The sequence below is a fragment of the Bartonella bovis 91-4 genome (assembly GCF_000384965.1).
In the GTDB taxonomy this organism is placed as follows: Bacteria; Pseudomonadota; Alphaproteobacteria; order Rhizobiales; family Rhizobiaceae; genus Bartonella; species Bartonella bovis.
Genome location: NZ_CM001844.1, coordinates 995966 through 1011008, shown reverse-complemented (window position 1 = coordinate 1011008; position 15043 = coordinate 995966). Strand labels below are relative to the sequence as shown.

Annotated in this window: 14 protein-coding genes; all 14 read right to left on the bottom strand. The window is 41.6% G+C overall.

Translation table 11 applies throughout. From position 1 onward, the window contains the following. Positions 1–1188 (bottom strand): N-acetylmuramidase domain-containing protein, encoded by a 1188-nt coding sequence (locus tag BBBE_RS04480; RefSeq protein WP_010700764.1) that lies wholly within the window; start codon positions 1186–1188, stop codon positions 1–3. Next, positions 1185–2504 (bottom strand): contractile injection system protein, VgrG/Pvc8 family, encoded by a 1320-nt coding sequence (locus tag BBBE_RS04475; protein WP_010700765.1) that lies wholly within the window; start codon positions 2502–2504, stop codon positions 1185–1187. Before BBBE_RS04475 ends, BBBE_RS04480 begins: the two co-directional genes overlap by 4 nt. Further along, complete coding sequence (locus BBBE_RS04470) at positions 2501–2725, bottom strand: tail protein X (RefSeq protein ID WP_010700766.1); 225 nt, start codon at positions 2723–2725, stop codon at positions 2501–2503. Before BBBE_RS04470 ends, BBBE_RS04475 begins: the two co-directional genes overlap by 4 nt. Continuing rightward, entirely contained in the window at positions 2722–3111 is a 390-nt protein-coding gene (locus BBBE_RS04465) for a phage tail protein (RefSeq protein WP_010700767.1), read from the bottom strand. The genes BBBE_RS04470 and BBBE_RS04465 overlap by 4 nt, the downstream gene beginning before the upstream one ends. Positions 3112–3116: 5 nt before the next feature. Then, positions 3117–5204, bottom strand: a complete 2088-nt coding sequence (locus BBBE_RS04460) for a phage tail tape measure protein (protein WP_010700768.1) — start codon at positions 5202–5204, stop codon at positions 3117–3119. Next, entirely contained in the window at positions 5201–5314 is a 114-nt protein-coding gene (locus BBBE_RS07230) for a GpE family phage tail protein (RefSeq protein ID WP_022708604.1), read from the bottom strand. Before BBBE_RS07230 ends, BBBE_RS04460 begins: the two co-directional genes overlap by 4 nt. A 23-nt stretch (positions 5315–5337) precedes the next feature. Then, positions 5338–5598, bottom strand: a complete 261-nt coding sequence (locus BBBE_RS04455) for a phage tail assembly protein (RefSeq protein ID WP_010700769.1) — start codon at positions 5596–5598, stop codon at positions 5338–5340. Between the two features lies 1 nt (position 5599). Further along, a complete protein-coding gene (locus BBBE_RS04450) occupies positions 5600–6106 on the bottom strand; it encodes a phage major tail tube protein (RefSeq protein ID WP_010700770.1) in 507 nt (168 codons plus the stop codon). Next, on the bottom strand, positions 6106–7497 hold the full coding sequence (locus BBBE_RS04445; protein WP_010700771.1) for a phage tail sheath C-terminal domain-containing protein: 1392 nt from the start codon (positions 7495–7497) through the stop codon (positions 6106–6108). Before BBBE_RS04445 ends, BBBE_RS04450 begins: the two co-directional genes overlap by 1 nt. A gap of 116 nt (positions 7498–7613) precedes the next feature. Continuing rightward, entirely contained in the window at positions 7614–7835 is a 222-nt protein-coding gene (locus BBBE_RS04440) for a hypothetical protein (RefSeq protein WP_010700772.1), read from the bottom strand. 30 nt (positions 7836–7865) lie between these two features. Next, complete coding sequence (locus BBBE_RS04435) at positions 7866–9212, bottom strand: Bgr_08870 family protein (RefSeq protein WP_010700773.1); 1347 nt, start codon at positions 9210–9212, stop codon at positions 7866–7868. Between the two features lie 48 nt (positions 9213–9260). Continuing rightward, positions 9261–10655 carry a Bgr_08870 family protein gene (locus BBBE_RS04430; protein ID WP_010700774.1) on the bottom strand — a complete coding sequence of 465 codons (1395 nt, stop codon included), beginning with the start codon at positions 10653–10655 and terminating at the stop codon, positions 9261–9263. 13 nt (positions 10656–10668) lie between these two features. Continuing rightward, complete coding sequence (locus tag BBBE_RS04425) at positions 10669–13827, bottom strand: DUF4815 domain-containing protein (RefSeq protein ID WP_010700775.1); 3159 nt, start codon at positions 13825–13827, stop codon at positions 10669–10671. Position 13828: 1 nt separating this feature from the next. After that, entirely contained in the window at positions 13829–15040 is a 1212-nt protein-coding gene (locus tag BBBE_RS07540; RefSeq protein ID WP_010700776.1) for a phage tail protein, read from the bottom strand. Positions 15041–15043: the final 3 nt, after the last annotated feature.

Sequence of the window (15043 nt, the reverse complement as noted above, 5' to 3'; positions counted from 1 at the left end):
CTAAATTGCTCTGCCTCTCTTGTAGGCTTTTAGATAAGTTCTTTTGACACGATCTGACACGAGTACAATAATCCAACCTACAAAAATGGCCCCAATCCACCAATGATCAGAAATTGCTTTACCAATATGAGCAAGTGGCTCTACAAGAGCACTCATTTTTCCTATAGAGAGTTTGAGATTATCAAATGCTCCCATTTTGTTTGCTTCTATGAGAGTTGAACCAGCAACAACAGCCCCTCCCACCATTTGGGTTTTATCTGCATCTTTAATAATGTTTGTACCGTTTTTTCTCAAATCGGCCATACTTACACCAGAACGGCGAGGACTAATCATTGGAGTTGCTACATCGAGGGCTTCTTGAGTTTTCGCACCAACAACACCATCAACTTCTAAATTATGGTCAGCTTGAAAAGAAAAGATTGCACTGCGTGTATCTGGTCCATAATCACTATCAATCGCAAGGGGATAACCAAGATCATTGAGACGTTTTTGCAGTGCTTCAACACGGTAGCCTTTGGATCCTAGTCGCAAACCATTGGCACGAATAGGATTACTGACTGCTGCTGATTTTTTTGTGAGGGCAAAGTAAGCATTGCGCATGCGTTGGCCATATTCTTTGACCATACCAGTGCCATTGTAAACGCGTGCAATGGCATCAAAATCCTTGTCTCGCAAACTTGAAGCAAGACCACGAACTTTGAAAAAAGTAAACATCGCTTTTATTTGTTCATCTTCACACGAACACATGCTAGTGACAAAGTCTTGAACAGTGTTCCAATTAAGAATACCATAGTTATTTCCCATAATTTGACCTGCACCATAAGAAGCAGATTTTAAAGCAGCTTCTTCATCAAGTGTTATAGCAGCAATGAGTAACTTTAAAGCTTGAGTGTTGGTCTTTTGTTCTTTGTATCCTCCTTTTTTAGGGCTAATCCACTCCTCTCTAGCAAGATCTTCTTTGATTGCTTGTTGACGCTTATGAAAGGGCAAATTTTTATAAAACTGATGTTTTTCAAAAAGGACTTTTACACGCCCTTCATCATCAAAACCTTTACCATCTGACTCAACAGAAATAATCGCAGCAACCACAGCTTCTTCACACCCGATCTCTTGTGCTAAGGATTTAACCAAACCTTGTGTACGCGCTTTGCAGTTACCACTGAGTAATTTTTGGATAATCTGTGTCATGAATTTTCCCCTTCCATATCAATAACACCTTCACCTTCATCATAAGATGCCTGAGGTGGGGCGTTATCATCTATTGTGTCATCTTTGTCTGGTGTGGTGTTTATGACGTTTTGCGCTGTATCTTCTTGCGCTTCATTAAACAATTCACACTCGATACTTGTTGTATAACCGCCTGCTGTATCCAACCGATGTTTGACACTTTTAATGCGCCATTGCTGTGGAATGTAAGGGCGGAAAGGTGGTGCTTGGATAAGCTTCATTTCAGCTTGAATGAACGCATCTCCGCCCATATCACACGAAAAGGTGGCTTTCCCACGAGATGATTTATTACGATAAGCTGCAATAGCTGCAACGGCTTCTGATTGATTGTGGTAGGTATATTTTAATTCATGAAAAGGTGCCTGACCGGTTTTGACCTCTTTCTTTTCACCACTGCGTAAATCATGATAGGTTGCTATCACACCTCCTTTCTTTTCTTCCTCTTGTTTTTCAACTTTGTCTTGTTTTCCAAGTGTTTTTTTTGATCGAGCTAATGAGCGCAGAGGGGTCTCATCCATATGAATAGATGCTTCATCATCATACTGTTCAATTGTTTCCGGGTTTTGTGCTGCTGACGCGGCTTTTTGATCATCCCCTCCACCTGGTGTTAAGCCCTGGGCCTCACCTGCTTCATCGCGTGCACTATATTTAAAATCCCAAGCACTACACATCTTTTCATGAATAGTAACCACAGGGAGCATCTCTCCAGTAATGGCCTTACCTTCCCCACGTTTAGCAAGGACAAGCCTGCCATCCATAGGTTTTGCTACAGCATCATATTCTGCAGCAAGGCGTGTTGCAAAAGCCATATCGCTTTCACCGGTTTGATCAATATGACGCACGACAACCTTTGCAAGAGAAGGATCAACCTCGGGAACATAGCCATTGCGTGTTGCTATCTGTTGGATAATGTTGCCCAGTGTTATCTGATGATAAGATTGGCTTTTTGGGGTTCGGTAAGAGGTATTCATAGAAGCTGCACGTCCTGTCACACTTAAACTTTGTGGTGGACTGCTGACAGATATTTCATCAATCAGATAGGATCCCATGTCACGTGCTTTACCCTCTTCATAGCCCAGCGTTATAGAAAGAACTGTTCCAATTAAAGGGATCTGTAAAAAACCATTATCACTAATGCGAGCACGATCATCCAATTCTATAGTGATCCTGTCACTTTTGTCTTCTGCTTCATCGGTTATTTCAATTGATAAAACATAATCCATTAAAGCTCTTGTGACATCCTCACCATTAGACATCACTCTGCAAAAAGGCTTCATTGTTTACTACCCCAGAGCCTAATGACCGGTGTTGCTTGAGGGTGGGGTAGGGCAGGCAAAACAATTTTCACTCCTGCTTTTAAAATGGGTCCAAGATCTGCAAGCCCATAATTTTTTGCATAAACACGTTCAACAGCCAGTGCTTGCTGACCTTTTGGATAGTATTCCCAGCAAATGGCATCAACCATATCGCCATCTTTGGTAATGTAAATATCACTCACCAGATCCCTCCATCTCCCCCATATTCTCTCAGTTGTAATGTGAATTCTTGTTTGCGTGGATTGCCGTTTTTACCAAAAAAGCTCTGTTTTTCATTGACAGAAAGAATAACAAATTTTCCGACAACCTTGCCTTTACCAGTTACAAGTAAATGCGGTCCGCTATGCGCCATGCTACGCAGTCTTTCCAACTGGCCATAACCACTCTTAAAACCTGGATAAATCACGCCTGATAAAGAATATTCGGCATTAGCAATGGCAGGCAACTGAAACGCTGCTTGACTGCCCAGACGTCCTTGTTCTACCCATGGAACATCATAAGTCATGTCGAATGTTTGATAAGCTGCTGTTTCAACTGAAAAAATAAAGTCTCCCAACGCTAACATCATGACGCTTAATCCGAAAAATTGGAAGCAGCTGCTAAACGTTGTTGTCTAGCTTGATCTGCAAGAGCTTTGTTAACAGCAGCATTGATATCTTGCGGTGAACCACTGGCTCCACTGATGTTCAAATTGTTAATTGTAATAGATGCATCAACCTCAGTGGACTTGTTAGGAGCCATAATCGGTTCAAACGTTTTAAAGTCTCCCACAGAAGGCTGTTTGCTCTCATTACTAATATACTCTCCACGTCTGTAGGCATAGCTCTCTGGAAGGGTGCTGGGGACAACAGTTGAATGAATAATCTCTTGTGCGTATGTTTTTGTCTCTTGTGTGAGATTTTTTAAACTCTCGGTAGTACTTTTGTTTACTGTAACGCTGAAACCTAGCTTGTCTTTGACAAAATCAGGCATCCAACCCATTAATTGTTGCACCGCACCAGAAAGCCATTGTGTCATGGCACTCCATTTGCTTTTAATACCATCCCACAGTCCCATAATCAGATTGGAACCAGCTTCATATAAACTGAGATTAGAAAACCATTCAAAAAATTGATTAATTGCCTCCCCAAGAGAGTCCCATAACCGCCCACAGGAGGCCATGACTTCATCCCAATTTTCATAAAGCCAATAAGCTGTTGCAACAAGCTTCTTAATACCATTAACGATATAACCAATGAGCGTGTATTTCATAATGAAATCACCCAGCATAACAAAAGCATCGCAAATCTTATTGAGAGCTGAAATAAACCAAGCTTTGACTGCCTCCCAATTCTTATAAAGCTTATATATCCCTGCAATAAGCCCTATAATCCAACCGCCGGGGAGAAGTATGATGATGGCTCCAAACTTATAAAAAGCGTCTGCAATCCCATCTAATAGTGCACTAAACCATTTTTTGATTTTATCCCAATAAACATAAAGCGCGACTCCTGCTGCAATGAGCCCTATAATAGCTGCTGCAATCCACCCAATAGGCGTTGTCATAACGGCTGTACCAAATGTAAAAAAGGCTACAGTCAGAGCAGCAATCGCGGCTATAAGTGGCCCTACAATGAAGGCAACAAGTGCTGCAAGACCTATTTTAAAAAGGCTTATTTCGCCAGTCAGTGGTTCTAACCATTTAAACCAGCCTTTAATACTTTCTGTAACATTTGTGATATTTTGTCTTAACTCAGAAGTCGGATCACATAAATCCTGTATAGCTTTTCTTACAATCCTCGCCCAATTTGCTACAGTTGTTTGAATGAGATCACGGTTTTCATCAATCAGCTTTGAAAAGGCATCAATCATATCATTGATCACTGGCATGAATTGTGCCCCAATGAAATTGGCAACACCTCCCAGTTTTTTCTTAAAAGCCCCAAGCTTATCGCTTAAATCTGCAGCATAGTGGGCAACATCAGCCCCCATCAGCCATCCACTCTTTTTTGCCTTTTCAAACAATTCTTTGATAGGCTCCATACCTTGCGAGAGCATGGCAGCCATTTCTTTACCATCACCACCAAAAAGAAGAGCAGCAATATGTTGCCTTTGCGCTTGATTGTCTATCTTACTCATCTTGTCGGTTATTTCTTCCAACAAGTTTGAATTTGATTTAAGTTTTCCAGAGGCATCTTTTACAGAAATTCCCAGCGCCTGAAACCCCATAATCCCTCTTTTTTGTCCGGCCAAAGCTTGTGCTGAACGCCTGTTTAAAACAGCCAAGGATTGTTGGAATTTCTCGGCAGAATAACCTGAGTTATCCGCTGCATCTCCCCATAACTGAAGATCTTTAACACTCATGCCTAAATGGCGCGATGCGTGATGAAGACTATCGCCCATGTGCATGGTTTTCATAGTCACTGCAGTTAAACTTGCAACAAGACCACCACCAGCAAGGCCCAATGCGCCTGACAATACAGAAACACGGCTGGTTACTGCCCCCAAAGCATTGCCGACCCCTTTTAAACTTTCTGTCACTTTGCGTGTTGCTGCCATAAAGCGAGGGACTCTTAATTTATTTGATAAGTGTGTCAAACGCTTTTGAATACGCTTAATGGGTGCGGTTATCTTGTCTTCAAGGGTTAACCGCACCTTAGCGTCTGCGACTGTTTTGCTCACTTTTTCTTATACCTTTCTGCAGCTTTACGGCGCCAAAACCAGAGCTCTTGAGGTTCCATTTCCATCATCTCTGAAAGGGACCAATGAAATACGATAGCAATATCGGCCATGAGTTCAGCGGCTGTTTCCCAAGTTAGGTATTCAGCCGCTCGGTAAAACCCTCCAAAATTTTTCCAATAGCTGCCATGTCACTGCCATCAAGTTCGTCAACAGCATCATAAGTCCATCCAGAAAGACGCGTGATCATAGCGGCCACCTGATCAGCGCTTTCCTTTTTATCGACAGCTCTTATGTCTTTCATTTTGACGCGACGAAGGCTGATTTCGGTATAATCTTCTTCTTTTAATGTAAAAGGAAAAAGCAATTGATAAGTAACGTTTTGTTGTGTAGTCATTTTATAATCCTAAATTTTCTCTATGTTCTGCTAATTGATCAACGCCATTGAATTTTCTCACCATGTTGAAACCATCAATCTCAACAACTTCGACGCCATTTTGAACGTATTTGAAATAATTCAATGTATAATTGATCGTTGTGACGGCCTTAGTACCTGGTTGCCATTGTCCAGGTTCATAGCCCTTGCAAAATCCACGCATGGAGATTGCAATCTTTTCTGCTGGTGCGCCTTGTGCTTGAACTGACCCACGCAGACAAATATCAATATTGGGTTTACCTAAAAGCCCCAGAAGTTCTGGAGAGCAATCTGCAATAGTCATAGAAAGTGTGAGTTGTTCCATTCCCATCTCGATATCAACGGGAAAATCCATGCCGCCTGCACGGAAACTTTCAACGACGAAATTTAAGTTTGGTAAAGTAACACTTTCACATTTTTCTTGATAGGGAATTCCATCAACATAAATGTTAAAATGTTTCAAAGCTCTTGGTAATCTGGGTGCAATCATTAAAGGATCTCCTCTATGTAATCATTGACAATACGCGAGCTAAACGTGATGTGTTCTGCTGGCGTTGTTGGTTGGAATTCGACATTGAAATAAACTTTTCCGCTTTCAAGTGCGCTTGGTGTATTAAGCTCTGGATCAGGATAACAACGCCCTCCAATGATGGCGCCTTGCGTTTTTAAGTCACGCAAATAAGCATTAACGCTTTCACTGACATCGCTCATATAAGTTTTTGTGATGTTTCGATCGACTGCCCACATATGTCCGCGCAAAATGGCATCATTGATCATATCTGCAGTTCTCACCACGGATATAAAAGCAAATTTTGGATCTGATGAAAGTGTGCGATTACCCCATAAGCGATAGCCATTTTCACGAATGATTGTTGTGATATGTTTCTCGTTGAGCAGATTAGCGCGACTAGAACTGTCACCAATGGCAAAATCAATGGGTCTGGCTGTGCCACTAATGCCATTGATCTCTTTGTTTGAAGGAGAGTGCCAAAAACCGTGGGTAAAATCTGTTTTAGCAATTACACCGGCAGCTAGTGAACTTGCTGGTTCTTGTGAAATCTTTCCTTTACGCAAAACGCTCACAAATGGATCAACCATGACAACACGTTTGGAACCAAAATCTTTTGCTGCCTCAATAGCTTCTTCATCTGTTGTATTTGGTCCATCAACTACCACAATAGCGCGCAAACGCTCAGCAATACCAATCAGTTCTGCTGCTACGGGATTAGACATTTGTTTGATTGTGGCTGTAGCTGTGGCACCTTCTCCGTCACCTTCAATGGTAACACGAGGTACTCTTTCATAACCACTTCCACTCTCATCAACCGTAATGTTTCGCACTTCTCCGTTACTAACACTGGCTGTTGCCTTGGCATTGCCTTCTATTTTAACAGTAGCCTTGGTATAACCACTGCCTTTGTTTGTAATTATTATCCGATCTACACCAATAAGGCCTTTATGAGTAAAACCAGGAGCAATCAAAATGCGTGGTGTTTGCCCAACAATGGATTGTGCTCCTATGAAAGCATGGACACCTTCATAAGCACCATCTGCATTGACACCACCTAGAACATTAGCCAATGTTTCGTCTTCATCTTTGCCTTCTTCTACCCGCACCACAACAACAATGGCACCTGCTTGCTTGAAAATTAGATCAACGGCATTGGGGAGTGTGCCTTCACCTCTGTCAAATCTATCAAGTTTGGCTGCTTTGGAACGAGATCCCGATATCAAAACCGGTGTATTAAGAGGAAAGATGTCCTCATCTGCATTAGGTGCTGTGCCTACAATGCCTATAACTGCTGATTGAACCGGTGTAATAGGGCGTGTGCCATCGTCATTTTCGATGACTTCAACACCGTGTAAAAAACCTGATGCCATTCTTTGTGCTCCTTAAAATAATTGGCTGATTAAAAATAAAGGCCAAATAAATTTATTTGGCCTTGGGGGAATTGCTTGTGAAAAGCTTGATTAAACTGAAGCTAAAATGTTCTTCTTTACACCTCTATGAAGTCTTGAGATGACTCTAGCTCTGCTTTGTCTTCTATTGATAAAATAGCTTCCTCCTCAATGGGAGGAGAGAACTGTCCATCTTTATAAGTCCAACCAATTTGAGCTTCATTTGAGGCAATAGCCTCGCCTTCAAACGGGTAAACATAATCCTCTGGCGCAACAATAATGTTGGTTACCACACCATTTTCAACAACTGCGTATTGCATAAAAACTCCTTTGTAAAAATCTTTAGGGTGTTAATTTTTCCATAGTCTGATAAGAACAGCACCATCAGCTCCTTTACCGCCACTACCATTAGCTCCCCGAGCACCAGCGCCACCACCACCGTAACCTGCTCCTCCAACTCCTGAAAGATGTGCTGTACCTGTTCCTTGCCCCCCATTTTTCCCTTTTATCGAGTTGCCTGCATTGCCACCGAAGCCGCTTCTTTGTTTATATTCTCCATGTCCTCCACTATAACCATTACAAGCTCTGACAAGACCGGGAGATTCATCAGTTACCAAGCCAAAGTTATCTCCTCTACTTCCGTAACCACTAACTCCTACATTTTGTGCAGTACCTGCACCACCACCACCTCCTCCTGCAACTGCAATAAAATTATTGCCTATAATTGTATGTCCTCCAGAACTTCCGCCAGAACCTTGTTTATTACCTTCCGCTCCTTTACCAATGATGATATCTTCATGTCCATTTAGACTTGCTTTATAACCATACCATACCACGCAACCGCTACCGCCACCACCACCACCTGGATAATCGTTACTCTTTGCGCTCCCACCAGAACCACCACCGCCCCATGCTTGGATCTCAACTTTGGTTTTATTAGTGACCCAATCTGGCCACTTAATCTTCCCACTTTGCGTAATAAATAATTCAGCATCGGCAAGCTCAGAACAACTTGTGCTTTCATTAGGTAAAGACTGTTTTAGTTTTTCCATTTCTTTTGACATAGTTTCATCCAATTGCGGTTTGGTATAAACGAGCTCATCATCAACTTTAAGGGGGCCTTTGAGCAAGCTCCCAGTTGCATTTAAATTCGTCACCACTTTATCATTTTGTTTCAAAGTCAAAGAAGAGGTTTCAGCTAATTCAATACCTTCTTCAATGCTAACGTTTCCTTTGAAAACATTCGTATCTTCCCATTCGTTTTTACCAGAAAAACGCCCATAATCTTTTAGATCTACATTGATGGTTGCTATATACTCATCAAGACCTGTGATATCTTCAATCGTATGCTGATGTTCGCCTAAGAGTGATTTAACACTGTCAAATGCAAAGCGATCCTTACCTGATTTATATAAAACATGATTTTCAGTTGCATCTTTGGCACCTTTAACATCAGTTAAATCCACCAGAGCAAATGTCTTATCTGCTGCCATTTTGCTATTCAGCACATCTTCAAGCCCACTGATTTGGTTTATTACATGAGTATGCTGTGAAGACGCTTTATTATCCAATTTTTCATCAAGATCAGAAACTGCTTGATCAATAGTTATCAAGTCTTCACGTGTAATAGGAAATTCAACACTAATAAAACGGCCTTCTAAGGGTAACTCCATTGCTAACTTCTTTGTTTTCGCCATTATATTACTCCTGTCGCATTAAAACACTGAAAGCTTCATAATTTAGATTCACTTATCGTTTTCATATCGTTTCTTCCATATTCTTATAAGAGCAGCACCATTAGCTCCATTGCCACTGGGATTATTTTGATAATGAGATCCAGCACCGCCACCACCAAATCCTCGACCTGGTTTTCCTGAAATACAGTGCCCCCTGCCAGTTCCTCCACAGCCGCCCCTTGATGTATCCCCTCCAGCATCACCACCAAAGCCACTTTTAAATCTAGAGGAACCTTGCGTTCCAGGACTACCATTACCACCTTTGGCAATACCTGGACGACCGTCCATTAACTCGGTAACGGTTTTTCCAGCTCCTCCAGCCCCCCCTTGTCCTGATCCCGTGTCAGAAGCTCCTTTACCACCGCCACCGCCTCCGGCTACAATAAGATTTTTTCCGACAGTTGTTTTCCCTCCAGCATTGCCTGAGGTATTTTTATCTTTCACAGAAGCTCCACCTTTACCAATGACGATATCTTCATGTCCATTTAAGCTTGATTTAGGTCCATACCATACTGAGCAGCCACCACCGCCGCCACCGCCACCAAAATATGTTTTACCAGCTCCTCCACCAGAACCGCCACCACCCCATGCTTGGATCTCAACTATGGTTTCATCTGTTATCCAATCTGGCCACTTAATCTTCCTACTTTGGGTATAAAGTAATTCTGCGTCAGCACGTTCAGGCCAATGAACAAGCTTATTGATGACAACAGAGCAACTCGAGTTTTCATTAGTCAAAGACTGTTTTAGTTTTTCTATTTCTTCCGATATAGCTTTATCCGCTTCCGGCTTAGTATAAACGAGCTCATCATCAACTTTAAGGGGGCCTTTAAGCAAGCTCCCAGTTGTGTTTAAATTCGTCACCACTTTATCATTTTGTTTCAAAGTCAAAGAAGAGGTTTCAGCTAATTCAATACCTTCTTCAATGTTAACGTTTCCTTTGAAAACATTCGTATTTTTCCATTCGTTTTTACCAGACAAACACCCATAATCTTTTAGATCTACATTGATGGTTGCTATATACTCATCAAGATCTGTAATATCTTCAATCGTATGCTGATGTTCGCCTAAGAGTGATTTAACACTGTTAAATGCAAAGCGATCCTTACCTGATTTATATAAAACATGATTTTCAGTTGCATCTTTGGCACCTTTAATATCAGTTAAATCAACCAGAGCAAATGTCTGATCTGCTGCCATTTTGCCATTCAACGCATCTTCAAGCTCGCTCACTTCACTCATTACATGAGTATGCTGTGAAGGCGCTTTATTATCCAATTTTTCATCAAGATCAGAAACTGCTTGATCAATGATTGTTAGGTTTTCACGTAAAATAGGAAACTCAGCACTGATAAAACGGCCTTCTAATGGTAACTCCATTGCTAACTTCTTTGTTTTCGCCATGATAGTACTCCTGTCACATAATTCCCGCACCAAAATCACTCACCATGGAACGTGCTGCAGGACCACCAGTTAGTGTTAATTTCAAACGCGCTTGTTCAGCTGTTTTGTCTTCACTGACAAATTTGCGTTCTGTCCAAAGTGGCTGTGCGAGTTGCTCTGTTTCTTCTAATTTTAAGGAAGTGAAATCACCATCATCCAGTTGGATCTCCATTTTGAAGGTGGAACCGCCCGGTAAAAATGTTTTTATATAGCTGGTTAGTCTCGACTTTTCGCCAAAGGGAAAAGCACGTGTAACATAGGTTGCTTCTTTTCTAATTTTGCCCGCGATCAATTCAATGGGAGCAAACAATACTGGCGAAAGCTTTTCTGTCCCTTTTAAAATGGCTCGTAACTGGACTTTTTCACTGATATATTCCGTTAAACTAAGCAATTGAAACGGTAAGAGTTGATAAATCGTGCCATTGTTGCGTTCAATTTCAAAGATGACAGAACACTCACTGGAGGGCAGTTCAATCGCCGCACGCACCTGTAAATCAGAGCATTCCTTAAGATCAAACTCACCTAAATCAACAGTTTTTTCTGTTTGTGTATAGCGAGCGGCAAGCACACGAAATGCTAAAGCCTCATCTTGATGAGCTGTCCATGTTTGCGCATTCACAGAGGAAAAACGAGGACCTGTGATATAAGGATGACTGGAGACATATCTTTGGTTTTCTTCGTCAAAATCTCCAAGTTTTGCAAGAGAAACAGAATGATCGCCATCATCTGTTTTAATAACAAAGGCCGTTAAGCGGTCATTAAGCACGGTTAATGGAACACTATAGCGTGCTTCAGCCCATCCCGTTTCAGCTTCTTTCATTGAATAAAGAGCTTGTGCTTGAATGTCGGCTGTAGGATAGCCATTGTCTGTTGTGACTAAATCAATCATCAAATCATGAGAACGATTGCCAATCTTGCAAATATGGAAATCAATTCCTGTTATTTGCCGCGTTTCATCAGGTGTAAAGACTTGTGCTTGCGGGTCAGATTTTTTCCATACACGCACTGTTGTGACACGCCGCATGACCTGTACATCAATCACGCCTTGCCCCGTGAAAAGGCCTGTAGCTATCGTTTTTCCTTTACCAACAGCAACAACGTTCTTTGTTCCTGCTGTGATATCTTTAGGAATTTTAAATTTCCCTTCAATAACGCCTTGAGCATTGGCAGTAAGTGTCTCCTTTGGTAAAATACTAACGCCATCAAATGTAAGGCTGTCTAGAACCTCTCCCTTACCAAAGCCTTCAATCTTAAAGTTGAGATCAATTTGTCTTAAGAAATCAATTTTTTCTTGATGCGTACTGACCAGTTCATCCTTCACTTCTGTTTCACGTCCACCGCCAGGACGTTTGCCCATAGACAGTTCATTGGTCACACCTGAAAGCCAATCTGTACGCTGAACACTCCAGAAATCTGTTGCAGGGGTGAGTGCAAGAGTCCCTGGTAGTGGGTCAAAATTTTGATAAGGATTGATTTTCTCGCAAGCAGTCATCAACTCTTGCGCAATGATCACTTCATTGTCCCAATCAAGAGTAACAGGCTCATTTAAGGTGGTGTGGTAAAATGTGGGTTCAATGGCAAGGCGTAATAAGCCGTGACCTATTGCACCCGTTTGCTCGATTCCTTCATCTCGAAGGTTGTCATCAAGAAAAGGATCGGCAATCATCCCTTTTTTGGAGACAGGTTCTTTTGAGTCAACATTGCTCTTAATCCTTTCAAGTTGTAACAACCGATCAAGCTCAAGAACACGGTTAAAATAGCGCCACATTTCAGTATAAGGAGCAACACGCGTGCCATTATTATCTACACGTGGATAATCAAGCCAATTATTTGTGATTGTTGCAAGCGATAATATATCATCAGGAACACTAGGAGCTATAGGATTGTCTGCTGAAATCCCTTGAATGTAAACCACTCCACCTTGAGAATTTAAACCTATACGGTCAATACGGGGGAGTTTATAGGTGTAACTGACAATAATGTCTCCACCCTGAGTACCATCTGAAACAGTAATTTCCCGTGCTGTGATCTTATCAGCATTCACCTTTGCACGATAGTGATAGGTGACTTCATAAGTGCTGCCTGGTTTAGGTTCATCGCCAGATAAAGACCAGTCAATCGTATCACCAGTCTTTTTAAAATCTACACCTTCTTTAAATTCCTTATCCCCTTGCACGACTTTTATAAAACTCACAACACTTTTATCGGGAACACCATCACGCCCTGAGGCTACTGCACCGCGGGTAACATTGGTGGTCTTTTCTTTTGTGAGCAAAATAGAGTGAACAGTCGCAATGGGAAAATAATAGGTTTCAAACGTAAAACTTGTCTCATCTGACTTAATTGCTTTGGTTTTTTTAGATGTAAACAGATGTGTTTCGCTTGGCACGATGCTTTCAGAATAATCTTCTGGCTCTTCATGTCTTAAAGCAGCAAGGCGTTTATGTTTAAAACCATTAATATTGGCTTCACCTTCTTCTATACTAAAGATTTGTTTACCATCATTTGGTCCTAAAGCCGTCACCCGACAACCATTGACAATATAATGCCCATGAGCACGGTCATAAGTTGCAATAGCTTGTAGGGCAGGCTCTAACAATGAAGGGGGTTTTTGATCAATCAAAGTGCCATCTTGCAAGACATAGACGGGGAAGAAAGCACCTTCTTGTTTGTCATTTTCCAAAGCCCATACAAGTTTTGCTGTCTCCCTTGCTGCTCCTGGTTCACCTTCTGCCAATGTACCTGGAATTTGCCCTAATAATTGTGGATCATCTTCATGTGTTACCCACTTTTTTTGAAGCTTCACACCAATCTCCACACGTCCAAGCATGGGAACATTGTTTAAAATAGCTTCTGATACAGGAAAAATATCCCCTGCAATAAAAATCTTCCCCTCTGTCAAAGTGACTTTTTGTTTTTCTTGATTAACAAAAGCATCCGCACGTTCAATACGGTCACCTTCTTTAGCGACAAGTCTTCCTAAACGATCATGACGGCCACGAATGATGGTTTGAACTTCATTGAGTTCTGCACTTTGAATAAAAGGGCGCTCTCCATAGAAGACAACGCTTTGTTGCTCATCTTTGCCTACAGATCGGTCAATTGCAAACGGTAAACCGCTTTCATGCTCCATATTAAAACCTCAATAAAATCTTGAATTGTTCACGAACGTCTTTACGTAAAGATAAAGAGATAGGGCTTTTAAGAATCTCCACGCCACCAATAAGCTCATCAGGTTTTAACCACAGTTTGCCAGGCGAGATGTATTTTGTAGGGGTTGCATGAACGAAAATGGAGACAAATGCTGCTTGTTTATCATCAACATCATGAAATTGCGTTCGTGCTGCAAGCAAAACTTTTGTACCCTTTATAAAGGGTGTAAAGCGATTACCTGAATGACTGTAAACTCCATCTGAAACTCTTGTTACTTGCTGAACAATGTTACATCTTCGATAACCAATCAGTTTATCATCGTCATCTCTTAAAGCCAGATAAAGGGTGCGACCTTTAAACCAATTCGCCATTAATATATCGCGCCCATTTTTTTGCTCTGATGCCCAAGGAAAACTTGCTTCATTCCATGGATAATCTAAACATCTCCAGCTAAGCTCTTCCTCCTCCTCATCCCAATTCAATAGGTTATGTTTGTTTTTTTCCACTGACATCCAAGGAAAGTTCATCACATCCCATGGATAATTCAAACCTTCCCAAACGAGTTCTTCTTGCTCATCAATCCAATTGCCAATCAGTTTTCCATCTTCTTCGGTTAAAGTGAGACTTATTTCTGTAGAACGCCCAAAGGAAAATACTGTGGTGCCTTCTGTCACGCATACACCGCTTTGAGTGTCAAACATGCTGTCATCTAATCGAGAGATATTGCCCTCTGCAATGGGTGCGTCATACCCATGAACACCACGCCAAAGATCAGAGCGCAGACATTTAGAAAGTTTAACGATCCCTTCAATAGCTTCAAGTTTGTCTGTGTCAGGCAATTGATCAAAATAAAGCTGAAATGAATTCCACCATTCTCGCTCTGGCCATGCCCCTACAAAACACGCACTAAGGTCTAACCATTCAAGCCCTTTATCAATAGCCGCTAAAGATCCACGAACCCGCTGCCACTGTGGTCCAGTTTCAAGCAAAACAGCAAGATCTGGCACATAAGATGTCAGCTCTCCAAGCCCATATTCTTCAACCAACCATGGTAAGAAGCTTGGGTCTATGATATCAAGCTTTGCACGAGAGATAAAATCTATTGAACTTTCAATACTTTTATGAAAGTCACAAGCATCGGCAAGGCGTTTTTCAAATTCTGTTGTATTTGTTGGCAGTAAGCGCCCAAGCATTGA

Bases quoted from the DNA above. Each gene is read 5' to 3' on its own strand.
- BBBE_RS04455 (WP_010700769.1), bottom strand. From the start codon at position 5,598: ATGACTACACAACAAAACGTTACTTATCAATTGCTTTTTCCTTTTACA.
- BBBE_RS04450 (WP_010700770.1), bottom strand. From the start codon at position 6,106: ATGATTGCACCCAGATTACCAAGAGCTTTGAAACATTTTAACATTTAT.
- BBBE_RS04430 (WP_010700774.1), bottom strand. From the start codon at position 10,655: ATGGCGAAAACAAAGAAGTTAGCAATGGAGTTACCATTAGAAGGCCGT.
- BBBE_RS04425 (WP_010700775.1), bottom strand. From the start codon at position 13,827: ATGGAGCATGAAAGCGGTTTACCGTTTGCAATTGACCGATCTGTAGGC.
- BBBE_RS04480 (WP_010700764.1), bottom strand. From the start codon at position 1,188: ATGACACAGATTATCCAAAAATTACTCAGTGGTAACTGCAAAGCGCGT.
- BBBE_RS04475 (WP_010700765.1), bottom strand. From the start codon at position 2,504: ATGAAGCCTTTTTGCAGAGTGATGTCTAATGGTGAGGATGTCACAAGA.
- BBBE_RS04465 (WP_010700767.1), bottom strand. From the start codon at position 3,111: ATGATGTTAGCGTTGGGAGACTTTATTTTTTCAGTTGAAACAGCAGCT.
- BBBE_RS04435 (WP_010700773.1), bottom strand. From the start codon at position 9,212: ATGGCGAAAACAAAGAAGTTAGCAATGGAGTTACCCTTAGAAGGCCGT.
- BBBE_RS04440 (WP_010700772.1), bottom strand. From the start codon at position 7,835: ATGCAATACGCAGTTGTTGAAAATGGTGTGGTAACCAACATTATTGTT.
- BBBE_RS07540 (WP_010700776.1), bottom strand. From the start codon at position 15,040: ATGCTTGGGCGCTTACTGCCAACAAATACAACAGAATTTGAAAAACGC.
- BBBE_RS04445 (WP_010700771.1), bottom strand. From the start codon at position 7,497: ATGGCATCAGGTTTTTTACACGGTGTTGAAGTCATCGAAAATGACGAT.
- BBBE_RS07230 (WP_022708604.1), bottom strand. From the start codon at position 5,314: ATGGCCGATATTGCTATCGTATTTCATTGGTCCCTTTCAGAGATGATG.